Here is a 14,741-nt window from a genome sequence, read left to right as displayed (position 1 = left end):
CTGCTGTAAGTATAAACAATCTATAAAAGTCAGGCAATCAAACAAAAAAACTTTTTCCTACCACGTCACCTCCAGCGTCCCCTTCATCTTATCCGTGATCGAAAAATCAAAATTAAGCATTCGACCCACTCGACTCATGGTTAAATCATTGCCTCCAATGGCCTCTATTTTTTCATAACCCAAACCCTCATAATAGTCCTGAACCGCAGCCACATCCTCTTCCGTGGTCAACCGACTGAACGCAAAATCCAACATCATTCCATAAAAATTATCCCACAGCTTCACCTCATTGTTATAAAGCTCATTTAAAATCGGCATCATTTCATTGTAAATTTCCAAACTGGTGTCATTGGTGGTTTCCACATTTTCCACGCCTTCATAATAAATTTGGGCCCATGTTTTGGTCTCAACATCCCCCGCGGACTCGGAATAATCGATCGTACAAAGCGGAGCAGACGTCTCTGCAACAGGGTCAATTGTCGTAACCGTGTTCGAATAGGATGGTGTAAAAGGAGACTGATCCCTCGCTTCCAAATCATAATCCAACGACGTGGCTTCCAAATCATTCATCAACACATACGCGGTTACATCCTCGGAAGAAAAACCCCCTTCGTAATCAAAAACAAAATCCGAAGATGCCCCAACGTTGCCGTTCGCATCCAATTTAACAACATACATATATTCTCCGTTATCATTCACGAAATCTCCAACAGAGCCAATGATCGCCACGCCTTGATCCACAGTCATCACGGTGTCGGTGGCGGAAATCGCAGTTTCTCCGCCCACTTGTTTCACCCATTGGCCGTTGAAATTTTCATCCGTTTTGATGACTAAAAAATTATAACGGCTCGTGTTGTACAAATCTTTCGGAATTTCCCCATAAGCCGCCGTGGCCTCGTCCAACGTCATCTCGCCATTCTCAAAAGCCGTATTGATCTCATTGATCATGGCCGTATATTGCGCGGTTTTTTCATCGGAATCCGCATCCACCGTCGAAAAATTCCACACCAAAATAAATCCGTTATCCGCTGTTTTTTCAACAAACAAATCGTTTTTATACGTTTCCGTTTTCACGGTAATGATTTTCGCCCACTCATAATTGCCATCGCCATCCATTTTCACCGCAAGAAGCGGCGCGGCCAACGTTGCTTCCATATCAATGGGCAGATCCAACCCACTCATGGCAATCATTGAAAAAGGCCCAATCGCCATAAACCCTCCATCCGGGGTTTCTTTAACATAATCCATCCAACCCGCAGGCATCCGCCATTCCAAATAATCCAAAGTATAACCGATCCCGTCTTCATTCATGATCGCGGTTGGAATTTCAGCCGGAAGGGTTTCCACGGTTTTCGCCCATTCCAAATCGCCATTACGATCGAGCTTCATGATGCCCTCCAATGAATCATAAGCTTCCAACGAACTCTCATCTCCCGAACCGTCCTCTTTTAGATAATGAAAATTCCCGGTAAAAATAAATCCACCATCGCTTGTGAGCGCAAACGAAGAATTGTCATCATCGTCCGCACTGATTCGTTTGATCCATTCCACACTCCCCTCCCCTGAAAATTTAATCAATTTGAGCGAAGAAAAAGGATATTCATGATAAATATCACCCCCGGCATCCTGCGTTTCCCATTCCGACAAATTATCCAAATAAAAAAATCCACCATCCTGCGCCGGATAGATCGAATCCGTCAAATCATCGGATCCAAAAGGAAAATTCCGACTCCATTGATGATTACCTTGCGCATCGAATTTTGAGAAAAAAGTTTTAATTCGAGTATAGCAAGTACCGGCGATTTCCTCATCGGTTTCGAATCCCGGAGTTTCTCCGGCCATCAAATAACTACCATCCGACAACTGAATCGCCGCATGCCCTTCATCTCCTCCGCTCCCTCCGGCAACGGTTTGTACCAGCCGGGTCCATTCCGCCGCCCCCGTACTCGTCAATTTTGAAATATACGCATCGGTGTCGCACATTTCGCACTTGGGAATCGTGGTTCCGGTCACAATATATCCGCCATCGCTCGTAGTTGAGATCCCATTTCCCCAAGTCCGAGCTTTCACCGAATATTGTTTTGAAAACGTCGTGCCATCGATCAAGTTCGCATCTTCCGAAAAAAACGCCATCGAAGTCTTGTCGCTGATATTTTCTTTAAGCCGATAAATCATTTCTGCCATGTCCCCGCGCGAAACCGATTGATCGAACGAACAAAGGCTGGTCGGAATAGCGCCTCGATTTTCAAGGGCTTGCACAAACGGTTTATACCAAATCGCATCCGTGCCAACCTCATAATCAAAAGCGCCCACCAAAATTTTTGCCGCCTCTGCAAAATTAACATTATCACTCGGTCGAAACGTCCCGTCCGAATACCCGCTGATGATCCCCTCATTCCCGGCCACACACACGTACGGCGCAAACCATTCGTCCCCAAAAACATCCGAAAAACTCAATTTCGGCACACACGTTTCAATCTGTTGAGCGGTGAATTGTGCGCCAATGAGAATTTTCGTAAATTCCGCACGATTGATTTTCTTGGAAGGCCCAAAAGTCCCATCTTCATACCCGCTCACAATGCCTTGGGTTTGCACATAAACGATAGCATCGTAATTTGGATTCACGAATTCAACATCCAAAAAAGACGTTTGCATCGACGCCGAACACGACGCCAAAAATAAAATCAAAAGAAAAGGCAAAACAACAAAAAAACGAGAAGGGCTTTTAATCATTTTTCTAAAAAATTATTGGGGATATCCCGAATAATAAACATCGATTTCAACAAGTTTGGAATAAGAATCGGCATAAATACTGACATCTATTTCCATCCCGGTTTCGGAATGGGTGGCATAATAATAAGTATTGCTCCCATCCGAAGATTGCGATGTAATTTCCCAAGGAGCAACCAAAATATTTTTATAAAATGCCTTCACGGTTTTGGAATCATCTGTTGTTTTGATGGTCACACTTTTATTGATGTAATACTCATCCCCGTCATTCGACATCCCCACCACTTTCCCGTTCGCATAGAGAAACCCCAACGGAAATCCTGCCGGAGGATCAATCGCATCGGTTTGCTCGAATTCATCCAATTCATATTGCATCTCGGCATCAATCATTTCCTGCGGAAAACCATAAGGATTCGTGAGATAATCCGCGGGATTGTCGCTGGGCGGTGGTATATCGTCATCCGAGGTCGTCGTGGTGGTCGTGGTTGTTGGAGTTGTTGTTGTGTTTGTGGTGGGAGTGGGCGTGGATGGAGTGGTCACAACCGAAGATCCGCAACCCGCAAACGTCAATAAAGCGATGGATAAAATCGCTCCGAAAACGATAAATTTTTTCATGGGAGGAATTAAAAAAATAAAATCGAACATTTAAAAATATACGCTTATTAAAAAAAGGAAACAATTTTTTTCAAGAAATGACAAGGTGATACGCAAAGATTCCCGCAAATCCTAGTAGCAGCATCCCGGAAAATAACGAAATTCCGCGCATCACTTTTTCACTCGCCCAACGCTTAAAAAAATGAGCAACAAAAGAAATTGTTGCCCCTAATAAAATCGCACCACTCACCACGGAAACAAACAAAACCAAAAGATTTTTTTTATACTCCTCGGGCACCACGCCATAAAACGCAATCCAACTCGCAATGGCCATGGGGTTCGCCAAGTTAACCAAGATGCCGGAAAGGAAAGGATTCAGGGTTTTCTTTTTTGCAAATTTTTCGCTGTCGTGGTGAGCCTGTCGAACCATACAGCGCTCGTCAGCCTTTGAAACCGAAATAAAAATCCCCGACTTAAAAGCATCTCTAATATTGTTAACCCCAAGATACAAAAGATAAGCCACACCAAAAACACCCAAAATAATTTTCAAAAACGAATTCTCCACTACCAACGAAAATCCCAACAAAACAGCCAAAATACACAACGCATCAATCACCACATTTCCTAAATAAAAAACCAACGCAGAGCCAAAACTCTCGGTCAACCCGCGCTTGGCGGTTTCAATATTGGTCGGCCCAATGCCTGCAGAAAAAAGAAACCCAAGAAGAAGAGAATGAAAAATCATGCCAAAATTATACCTCATCCATTCCTATTTTTAAAAAATTGATTCTTAGAATTTGACAAAAAAGAGTTCAAATGTATAATTCCCCCCTTTGTGCCGCCTCTTAATCTTTACGTATGTCACTAGAAGCACCAACAACACCAACCGATACCCCGGAACAAGTCCCCCAATATTACCTTGTGACCGGTGCCACGAGCGGGATTGGCTTTGAAACGTCGAAAAAACTCTTAGCAGAAGGAAAACATGTGATCGGCATGGGAAACCGTGAGGAAAAAACTGTCCCAGCTGAACTAAAAAACGATGTTAAGTTCCATTATGTACGAACCGACCTCCGAGACCCGGAACAAATTGAGGCTTCACGAGAAAAAATTGAAGCAGCCATGAAAGTTGAAGGAATCAGAGATACGACTCGCGCAAGAATCAACGGCATCCTCCTCTGCGCCGGAGGCTTAACCAGCGACAGCAAAATCACGGGGAAATTGGAAGAAACCGACATGTATAAAGTCAATGCCGAGTCCCCTGCTTTTCTCATGACTACCTTGGCGAAAAACCCAAATCTCTTGGCTGAAAATGCGCCCATTATTTACGTCCACACCTTGTCTGCAGGACCGGTGGATATGGTGAAAGTACTGGAAGATCGACCAACCACTGAGACATCAACGGCTCTAGCCAAACCCTCTCACCCCTTAATTGAACTTCTTGAAAAATTCCTTAAATCACCTTTAAGAACAACTCTTTATGGAACAACCAATCCGCTGGATGCCGACACTCCTCCTCGCACCACCGCAGGTAGTGGTTTAAAAAAATACGTCAAAACCAAAGTCATCGGATTGCTAAAATTGGTGGAAGCCTTAAGTGCCACAGGACTCCTCAACAGGCTGAGGGTGTTTTCGCCCGGAGCCTGTAAAACCCCCATGACAAACGCTGTAGTAAACGAAGGAACAGACGTGCCCGCAGAATGGACTGCGGTTGAAGCCATTGACCCGGCAATTGTCGGAACACAACTCGCAACATGGCTTCAAAAACCATGGACAGAAGATGAAAAACCCAAAGACAAATATCGAAGCGCCCCCGGGATAGCAAAATGGTTTGTTGAACTACTGCCAAAACCCATACAAGACCTTTTCTTGCCCGGCTTTGTCTGGGCAAACGGAAAAAATAGTCTCGCAAACATGGGAATGAACGAAGCAGCCTGGAATAAAAATTTGGAAAAGCATCGAGAAACTCAAGGCTATGGCAACGTCCCTTACAGCCCGCTCAAATACAAATGGCTGGCGCCACAAAAACTAGGCCAAGGAGTAAAAGAATTATTAACATTCCTCGGACTCTACGAATAAGCCCAACTTAGCTCTCCAATTCATAAATCTCATAGCTCGTAATAACGAACCAGCCGGGGCCAGCATCCTTTTTATTGATCCTTACGATTATTTTTAAATTGCCTTGTCCCTAGAAATTGTAATCATAGTCAACAATTCCTCCCTCAGGACTACGGAGATAAACAGTCTCTTCGGGGAAATAGTATTCGACCTCAACACTTTCCCAAGAACCCAGTTCGTAAGAGCCAAATTCGTAAAAAGTCGCATCGGTTTCCAAGCTATACCCTTCTAAATTGACCGTATAATCTCCCTGATTAGTGATGATGAGAACTTGATCGACAGAAGAAGAAGTTAAATCAAGATAAACCTCTTCGTCAACAACGGGATCCGCAACCGGATCAACAACCGGATCAACGACCGGATCTGCAACCGGATCCGCGACAGAATCCTCCAATAAATAATCCAATCCATGGGCAGTAAAGAAAGCTAAGCCATCTCCTTCCCCATACGCCGCTTCTCCAAAATCTTCCATTACAATAATACGAAACATATATTCCGCCGCACGTCCGCGCTCCATTCCATCGGCGGGATTAAAATTGCCGGCAGACCCGTCTATATGCCACTCCCCCTCTAAATTCCACGATTTAATTAAATAAACATAAGGGGCATACCAAACAGAAGGGTAAGTATCATCAAATAAATCCGATTTGGAAATACTCAAACTATCGGGAAGCATATCGCTGTATCCCCAAGCATTAATAACCATCTTGGCGGCCTCAACTTTATTCACCGTATTAGCGGGAAGGAAAGTATTGTCCGGATAACCATCAACCCACCCTTGCTCGTGTGCATAACAAACATACGGAGCGAACCACTCGGTCGTCACATCCGGGAAACAATTTTTATAAACAGTCGCATCCGGCTCAATCCCTTGAGAAAGAACCAAAACCTTCATGAGTTCGGCACGATTGATCGTATTGGAAGGACGAAAAGTCGAATCATCGTAACCCTTTAAAGTCCCGTTATAAACAAGATATTCGATCGCCTCACGATTTTCGTTTGTAGAAGAAACATCACTAAAAGTCCCGGCAAGGGCGGTGAGCGGAAAGCTCACAACAATAACCATTGCCAAAAAAGAACGGAGAAATCTCATGACAAATTGGATTAAAAAATACGATATTGCAATAATAATCGAAGGATCCCCTTTAAGCAAAAAAATAGAATGGCTGGGGAAGAGGGATTCGAACCCCCGAATGTCGCCTCCAGAGGGCGATGCCTTACCGCTTGGCGATTCCCCAGTATTTTATGGAGAAAGCTTAACGAAAAACATGCCAACTTTCAATCTGAAAATTCCGCCCCGAGGCGCCGCACAAACCTAAAAATTCATTTTAAGCTGCCTGTCTTTCAGGCAACGTCACTCGAGTGATCAATCCTTTATATTCAGGTTCATCATCCGCTTCTCCTCGTTTCACGCGTTCCATTTCCGCAACGATAAGCTTAAGAGGTTCAGGGAACAACTCGCCGGCGTCTTTGTTTGGCTCGCGACCCAAAAGATGAACCAATTCTCCCACTTTTTTACCCACACGTTTTTCTCGATAAGATCTTTTCTCGTCGTCGGTTGCTAATTGAGCCAACGCAGCTTCATCCACCAATTCAAGACCTTCCCTCGAGCCAATTTCAACCCTTTGGAAAGCATGGATCGGCGTCAAATAAGCCGCAGTCCCGGACCCGGCCATAAATTCATATTTTGTAGATTGAATATCCGCCCAAGTAACCGGTTCTTCCGCGAATTCCCATCCAAATTTTTCAACAATTCTCTTTAACAAAGCGCGAGTTCGACCAGATAAAATATCTCCATCATTCAACGGCGGTGTCACCACTCTCCAGCGATCACCTTCTAAACGTCGGAACGCAACCAAATTCGATGCACTGGTTTCCTTGAATTCAGCATTACTGAGATCATCCTCTTCTTCCGTAGACCGATCCAAATACGCCACACCGCCTTTCAATCCCAATTCTTCCATAACATGAATCGTTCGAATGGTGCCTGCATAATTCCCAGCGACTTTATCTTTCCCTACTTCTATTAGTCTTGTAGAACGGATTTGATTCGTCGGAACACCAAATACCATTTCTTCTTCCACCGAACCAAAATAAGCACTGGCATTCCCAATTGGCGTTGCGGTAAAAACCAAGGCCGTAACATTAGAATTCCCCACTTTCATCCAAGGCCCGATAGAAAACAAATTCGGCCTCAAATAAAGTCTCCCTTTCCCTGCGGGCGGGACAAAACGCGCATTCGCCTGAACCATTTTAATCGCCATTTCTTTAAAAACTTCAAAAGTGGGACACGGCAATTCAAGATCATTCGCTCCGTTTCTCATACGATTGTAATGCCCTTCCAAATCAAAAATACAAACCTCTCCGGTGTTCGGATCACGTTCACATCCCATGCCTTCAAACAAAGCAGATCCATAATGAAGAGCCTGCATATTGGGATGAACCGCCAATTTCATCAAAGGCAAAAGCTCAGCGTGTTCCATCCACCCTTGGCCCTGAACATGAAGCGCAACCGCCATAGCATCAGCATTCAAAATTCCTTCTTTTTTATCTCCAAAACCAAGAGATTTTCCATCCACCCCGTTAACTCGATCTTCATAATCGCTATAATCATGAGATGGGAGTGCTTGGGCCATAGTTATATCTCCGGGCAAATGAACGATTCGCGCATGATCCACAGAGCCTTGCATATTAGCACGCACCGCTTTTGCAGGGGATTCCGTTGTCCGACCAAAAATTTTAGGTTGAAGTTCCTCAGGATCCTCATAAAAAACAACCAAAGCTCCTTGAGATCGAGCCACTTCCCATTGCCCGCGCATAAGCAACCGCGCCATAGGGCCGGTAATAATTCCTTTATCATCCGCAGCAGGAAGTTCAACCCCGGGGGTCCCCTCTGCATACATAAAAAGAACCAATCGTTGTGTATCAAATCCCTCCGCAATCGAATATACCAGATTAGGCAATAGTGGATTGGAATCGCCATCCAAAAACGATTCAATGGAAAATTCACGATTGTCTCCCCATTGTCGCCTATCCTTCCCTTTATAAGTGGGGGTAGAAATCCCATCAGGAGATTCTGGTGTAGCCATATTTAAGGTTGATTAAATAACAGGGCCTAATCGTATCCCCATCCCCGCAAAATCGTCAACCCGAAAAACATTAAAAATGGCTTGGGGATGAGATAAAGCCATACACCATAAAGTCCCCCTTCGAGAGCCTCAGGGTGACACGGCCTCTCTAATCACGCCCCATTACAACCCCAACAAAACCGCCGCCATCCACGGGAACACCACTGTGGCATCGCTTTGAATGATTTGGTAATAACTTTGGGTCGAGAGTTTGTCCCACGTGATTTTTTCTTTGCCACCGGCTCCGGAATAAGACCCAAAAGACATGGGCGAAGAACCGATCTCAATGAATCCGGCCCAATCGCGCACCTTGGGATACTGCAAATCGTGTTTCAATGAAGGCACAATGCAAATCGGAAAATCCGCGGCAATCCCGCCTCCCAATTGCAAAAACGCCACCGGATGATCTTCCGACGTTTCCTGATACCAATCGTAAAGAGACGTAAAATACTCAAGCCCGGTTTTCATCACATTTTGATCCAAAATCGTAGTCTTGTCCGTGCGATATTTTCCCGAATACGTATAACTCGCAAAAATATTTCCCATAGTGGAATCTTCAAACCCCGGAATCACAATCGGAATGTTTTTTTGATACGCGGCATACGCCCAACAATCCTCGGGATTGGCTTTGGGATCCGGCTGAATTAAATTTTCCGAAAACAATCGACGAAAATATTCATACGGAAAATAACGTTCGCCTTTGGCTTGCGCGTCCTTCCACATTTTAAGCAAATGCGGTTCCATGATGCGAACACTTTCATCTTCGGGCAAAAACGTGTCGGTGATGCGTCTCAACCCTGCATCACGAAGCTCGGCCTCCTGCTCGGGCGTGAGCTCGGTGTAGCGCGGAATGTACGCATAATGCGAATGCGCCACATAACGATAATACGATTCTTCGTGGTTGGCTCCGGTCGCGGAAATCAAATGCACTTTGTCTTGGCGAATCAATTCCGCGAGCATGACTCCCACTTGAAAAGAACTCAAGGCTCCGGAAAGCGTGATCACCAACTTTCCGCCTTGGTCCAAATGATTTTTCAACCACAACGCGGCTTGATACGTGGCTCCGCCATTGCAATGGTTCAAAGTTCGTTCCGCAAACGAAGACACCGGCGTTTTGCTCGCCTTCACCGAATCGCTCAACGTGCCTTTGCCCGCTTTCCCGGCTCCGGCCCCTTCATTAAAATCAATGAGTTTTTTAATCGCCGGCGACAATCCGTCGAATTTACTGTTTTGCATAATAAAAATTATAAAAGATTAAAAATAACGATAAGCTAGCATCTTATAAATCAATTTGGCGGCCAAAAAATCCGACGCCTTTTCTTTGGGATTCGGCGCCAACTCCACCACATCAAAAGCCACCATCTTTTTTTGACGAATCACTTCACGCAATAAATCCAAAACTTCATACCACCCCAATCCTCCGGGTTCCGGCGTTCCTGTGGACGGCAAAACCGAAGGGTCAAAAACATCCAAATCAATCGTGATATAAACCTCGTCGGTCAATTTCGCCACCACCTCACGGATCCAATTTTTTCGAGTGCGAATATTCTCGGCAAAAAAAACACGATCTTTTTTAATGTTCGGCTTTTCACAAGAGTCCATACTGCGAATCCCCACTTGCACCACCGGGCACAAATCCTTGGCCCGTGCCATCACACACGCGTGATTGTAACGAGAGCCGTTGTATTCCTCTCTCATGTCCGAATGCGCGTCCAGCTGAAGCACAGACATTTTTTTAAATCGTTTCGCCGCCGCGGCAATCGCTCCCGCGCTCACAGAATGTTCCCCTCCCAACAAACACACCAATTTTCCTTGATCCAAAAAAGCACCGACTTTTTCTTCCGTTACTTTCGCGCCTTTTTCCGGCGTCTTATAAAGCAACGGCTTATCCGTATGAATTCCTATTGTATAAGGTTCGGAATCGGTCTCGATGTCATACAATTCCATATTCGCGGACGCGTCCAAAAGAGCGGCCGGCCCTTTGTCCGCGCCTTTTCCCCAAGTACTGGTTCCATCATAAGGAACCGGCACGATCACGACCTTCGAGCTTTTGAGCCCGGAGTAGCGCGCCGGGAGATTGCCGTAATTCATCGTTTCAAGCCTTAATAAATGGGGACAACGTAATTGACCCAGCAAAGCGACACCAACACCGTGCCATAATTTTTCTTCACCAGCATACTTTCAGAATTCAATGTAATATCTTTCATTTCAAATTTTCCATCATATCCATTCGTATAAAGTTCATTCAAACTGGCACGCAATTGTTTCACCGCTTCTTTTTCAGGCAAACATCCGTTGTATTCACACACCAATCCGCCATGTTTTTCCCCTGTTTTCCGATCATACAACCACCCAAAAACAATAGCGGCCGTGGCTCGATTGCCTTTTTCCGCGGTTGAAACCGCCATAATGGTTTCCATCACCGATCCGTGAACCAATGTTTTCGGTTTTTTAATTTCATTGGCGATTCCGGAAAGGATGGAAGAATACGTGATGATATTGCACATTTCGATTCCCGCATCGCGGAGCGCCAAATGATACGATCCGGCATGGATGGTGATTTCACTCTCTCCTTTTCCTTTGGAAATAAAGAAATCCTTAGGAATTCGATTCCCGATTAAACGGCCTCCTTCGGTAACCACACTACGGGGGGGCGGCTTATCGGCATTTAATGTTTTTTTGGAAGATTTTGAAGTTGAAGTTAAACGAGCATTTTTTTCCATTTTTCTTGAGAAAAAAAGATTAACGCACACAATGTAGGAAATATCTTTTTTTATGTAAAGAGAATTTTTAAAAAAAGGGGTTATAAAATTCAAAAAAAAGTTGAGCCACTCCTGTTAGCTCAAAAAAGTTTTTTTTAGATTTTTTAAAAAAGTCATTCAAACCGTTGCGATCATGCATTTTTTTCAATAATTTCTTTCACATCCGCAATCAATTTTTCAATGTGTCCTTCCACGCTTTCCACCACAAAATCGCACTCTTTCGCCCACGACATTTCGATTAAATAACTTTCATACCGATGCGAGATTTCCTCCACGGACATGGGACTGCGTTTCAAAATACGTTGTCGTAAAATTTCCCAATCCGAAACCGTCAAGAAAACAGACACCAAATGCTCCTTGGAAATCAAGTTACGAATCGAACGAAGGCCTTGCACATCCACTTCACGCACCACGGTTTTGCCATCCTCGAGTGCGCGCAAGATCGGCGCTTTGAGCGTGCCGTAATAATTATCCTGATGCACGGTCGCGTATTCCAAAAACTCTCCCTTCTCAATTCGCCCCTCAAAATCCGCCTTGGTCACAAAATGATAAATATCGCCGTCGCGCTCCCCGGGTCGACGCGGTCGAGTCGTGCAGGACAACGGGAACACATATTGTTTGCAATCTTTGTGCAACGCCTCAAGCACCGTCCCCTTTCCGGACCCCGATGAACCAAGAATGAGGAATAATTTTCCAGGCATACTATTGACTTATTTTTAAAAAAGTATTACTATATAGAGATTTCAAAACGTTTAACCGCGCACGAAATCTTTCACCTCAGAGTCTAACAAATATTTCCGGGGATTGAAATTCCGATTTAAAACTGCTATACTATAAAGATTTGCGTTCCTTAAAAAATCGCGCAGTCACCTCCTCCTTCCAGTAATTGGAAAGTAGTGAGAAAGGAGGGCCTCACGAGCATTACTCTTTAAAAGTCCCTACTCGTGCCTCCCTTCCTCCCTACTTTTCGATTCAGGTTGCGACTCCAACCTCCCTTTCTGTTTCACTTCCCTTCCTTGTGAAATAGATTCCTCTTCAAACAAAAACAAACTGTATTCTCATACATACTCTGTAAGAGATGCAAAAAACAAAAACAAAACCGGCTGGTACTCCGGATAATAAAGGGACCGTAGGATGGTAGGGGGTAGCCCGTGAGCTGAATGAGTCGGCTCTCATGGAAAAAATTTTTGCAATCCATCATTCCTGATTTATATATTTTTATTCAAATCAGATGCAATAATGGGTCTGCACAAGTTTTACAAAGAACCTCGCTATTAACTTGCGGGGTTTTTTGTAATGCGCTCCATTTTTCTCGTCTCACCTTGTTTTGATAGTTTTTTAAAACGGCAAATCCGAAATCGGAATCTCGCCATTTCCGGAAGTCACGGGCAAATCATCGGCCGGAGCCGCGTCCATGGGCACGGATTTTGAAGCAGAACTCGCACCCGCTCCAAAAGAGCGTTGTTCAAATCCGGATCCGCCTTCACTGCTCGCGCCTTTTCGGTCAAGCATGATGACATTTTCCGCCACAATCTCGGTACGGAAGCGTTTGACACCATCTTCTCCCTGCCATTCGCGAGATTGAATGCGTCCTTCAACGTACACTTTACTCCCCTTTCGAATGTATTGAGCACAAATGTCCGCGAGTTTCCCCCACACCACGATATTATGAAACTCGGTTTTTTCCTGAACTTGGCCGCTGGCATCGGTCCAGCGAGAATTCGTGGCAATTCCAAAATTCACCACCGACTTTCCGGAGGACGTTTGGCGCGCTTCGGGATCTCGGGTTAAATTTCCAATGAGCTGAGCTCGATTCAAAGACATGGACATAAAAATTTCATTAAAAGATAAGGCCCTCTTAGGCGTGGCCATGCTACTAAAAAAACCATGGATTGCCTAGGGGAAATCCGCTATCTTAAAGCCACAAAGGGCTTGTAACGAAATCCCCTGATCAGTGATGGGCGTAGCCGACGGCATCTCGCGGCTTACGTCCTCGCGCCTATCCTCGACGTAGCTCGCTACGTCTTCGTCAGTCGCTCCGGGCGCGCACGCGATCCGCTCATCGTCTACAACCCATCCTTTGATTAGTTTATTTCGTTATAAACCCTATGCAAACCACTTATTGCTTTCATTTGGGCCGAGAACAGGATTTATCCGAGCTCGAAATTCGCGCCGTATTTGGCCCGGACATCCAACGCCACGGGGACATGGCCCTCGTGGACCACGAATCGTTTGCCAACCCAAAAGCCGTTTTGGACGGCCTGGGCGGTTGCATCAAATTAAGTGAAGTCTGGGCTGAAAGCGAAACTCAAGAAGCCATGGTTCAAGGCATGGCTGAACGACTCATCGAATTACTTCCCGAAGGAAAAATGATTTTTGGACTCAGCGTCTTCCCACAAGATGACCGATTTCTTAAAAATATATTAAAAAAAATTAAACTCGAACTTCGCGAACATGGCCGAAACGGACGATTTCTCAATCAAATGGGCAATCTCACCAGTGTCGTGATTGAAAAAGGCGGATTACTCCGAACCATGACGGATTTCAATATTTTAAAAGTGGAAGGAAAAATCCTGATTTCGCAAACCTTGGCAGTGCAGGATTTTGCCGGGTACAGCTTGCGCGACTACGAAAAACCCGTGCGTTTGGCCAAACAAGGCATGTTGCCCCCCAAACTGGCGCAAATGATGATCAACCTCGCGGGATTGGCCACAAAGGAAATAACATTTGAAGGAAAAACTCTCTTCGATCCCTTTTGTGGAAGTGGCACAATTCTTGGCGAAGCGATCCTCAAAGGCATGAACGTGATCGGTTCCGACCGCGATCCCATTGCCATGGATGCGGCTCAAAAAAACCTCGACTGGTTCAAACAAACTCCGTTTTTCGCTGAAAAAGGCGCCGCGGATCGTAGCGTCGACCTCTTTACTGCAGATGCGACCGAGCTGACGAAAAAAGACCTCCCCACTCCCCCGGACTTGGTGGTGAGCGAAACGTACCTCGGCCCGCCCATGCACATGTCTGCGCCTGAGGCCAATATTTTCAAAACCCATTCCAGACTCCTCGGCTTGTACGAAAACATGTTGCGAACCCTTCATCCCCTACTCAAACCCGGCACGCCGCTGGTGTTCGCTTTTCCGATTCACTACACCTACAAAAACACGTTCCCCATCAACGGCCTCAAAGCCATGATCGGAACCTGCGGTTACACGGTCCATCACGCGGTCCGTTACCATCGCCAAGACCAGGCCGTGGGACGGGAGATCTTTGTGGTGGAGCGTAAATAAAACTCTGCCCTGGCGGGATAGTTAAATTAATTTGGTTGATTTTTTGGATTGCAAGTGATGGATTTTTTGTACTTACAAAACCCTTCGATCCAAGCAAAAAGAGACTTAGGTGTATTAAAACCTTT

At 45.2% G+C, this 14,741-nt stretch carries 11 protein-coding genes and 1 tRNA gene; 2 read left to right on the top strand and 10 right to left on the bottom strand.

Going from position 1 to position 14,741, the window contains the following annotated elements:
- Positions 1 to 57: 57 nt before the first annotated feature.
- On the bottom strand, positions 58 to 2,733 hold the full coding sequence (locus WC882_05905; GenBank protein MFA5843168.1) for an S-layer homology domain-containing protein: 2,676 nt from the start codon (positions 2,731 to 2,733) through the stop codon (positions 58 to 60).
- Between the two features lie 12 nt (positions 2,734 to 2,745).
- On the bottom strand, positions 2,746 to 3,345 hold the full coding sequence (locus WC882_05900; protein MFA5843167.1) for a hypothetical protein: 600 nt from the start codon (positions 3,343 to 3,345) through the stop codon (positions 2,746 to 2,748).
- 837 nt (positions 3,346 to 4,182) lie between these two features.
- Here WC882_05900 and WC882_05895 point away from each other — a divergent pair.
- A complete protein-coding gene (locus WC882_05895; protein ID MFA5843166.1) occupies positions 4,183 to 5,403 on the top strand; it encodes an SDR family NAD(P)-dependent oxidoreductase in 1,221 nt (406 codons plus the stop codon).
- A gap of 109 nt (positions 5,404 to 5,512) precedes the next feature.
- Here WC882_05895 and WC882_05890 read toward each other — a convergent pair whose 3' ends face one another.
- The 8 genes from WC882_05890 to WC882_05855 form a co-directional block, all read right to left on the bottom strand.
- The gene (locus WC882_05890) at positions 5,513 to 6,535 is read right to left on the bottom strand and encodes an S-layer homology domain-containing protein (protein MFA5843165.1); all 1,023 of its coding nucleotides are present in this window, start codon (positions 6,533 to 6,535) and stop codon (positions 5,513 to 5,515) included.
- A gap of 70 nt (positions 6,536 to 6,605) precedes the next feature.
- Positions 6,606 to 6,680 (bottom strand) — tRNA-Gln (locus WC882_05885).
- Between the two features lie 90 nt (positions 6,681 to 6,770).
- Complete coding sequence (locus tag WC882_05880; protein MFA5843164.1) at positions 6,771 to 8,531, bottom strand: hypothetical protein; 1,761 nt, start codon at positions 8,529 to 8,531, stop codon at positions 6,771 to 6,773.
- A gap of 162 nt (positions 8,532 to 8,693) precedes the next feature.
- On the bottom strand, positions 8,694 to 9,806 hold the full coding sequence (locus WC882_05875; GenBank protein MFA5843163.1) for a deoxyhypusine synthase family protein: 1,113 nt from the start codon (positions 9,804 to 9,806) through the stop codon (positions 8,694 to 8,696).
- Positions 9,807 to 9,824: 18 nt separating this feature from the next.
- Positions 9,825 to 10,661: an agmatinase gene (speB, locus tag WC882_05870; GenBank protein ID MFA5843162.1), complete on the bottom strand. Its 837-nt coding sequence runs from the start codon at positions 10,659 to 10,661 to the stop codon at positions 9,825 to 9,827.
- A gap of 11 nt (positions 10,662 to 10,672) precedes the next feature.
- On the bottom strand, positions 10,673 to 11,293 hold the full coding sequence (locus tag WC882_05865; GenBank protein ID MFA5843161.1) for a pyruvoyl-dependent arginine decarboxylase: 621 nt from the start codon (positions 11,291 to 11,293) through the stop codon (positions 10,673 to 10,675).
- 143 nt (positions 11,294 to 11,436) lie between these two features.
- Positions 11,437 to 12,033, bottom strand: a complete 597-nt coding sequence (locus tag WC882_05860) for a guanylate kinase (GenBank protein ID MFA5843160.1) — start codon at positions 12,031 to 12,033, stop codon at positions 11,437 to 11,439.
- 637 nt (positions 12,034 to 12,670) lie between these two features.
- Positions 12,671 to 13,162, bottom strand: coding sequence for a single-stranded DNA-binding protein (locus WC882_05855; GenBank protein ID MFA5843159.1), 492 nt, complete (start codon positions 13,160 to 13,162; stop codon positions 12,671 to 12,673).
- Between the two features lie 278 nt (positions 13,163 to 13,440).
- Between WC882_05855 and WC882_05850 the strand changes: the two genes are divergently transcribed.
- Entirely contained in the window at positions 13,441 to 14,616 is a 1,176-nt protein-coding gene (locus WC882_05850; GenBank protein ID MFA5843158.1) for a hypothetical protein, read from the top strand.
- Positions 14,617 to 14,741 lie beyond the last annotated feature (125 nt).

This window comes from Candidatus Gracilibacteria bacterium (genome assembly GCA_041658685.1).
Taxonomy (GTDB): domain Bacteria; phylum Patescibacteriota; class Gracilibacteria; order UBA1369; family UBA12473; genus JBAZZS01.
The sequence above is the reverse complement of the archived record's forward strand: the minus strand, read 5'-3'. Positions and strand labels throughout refer to the sequence as shown.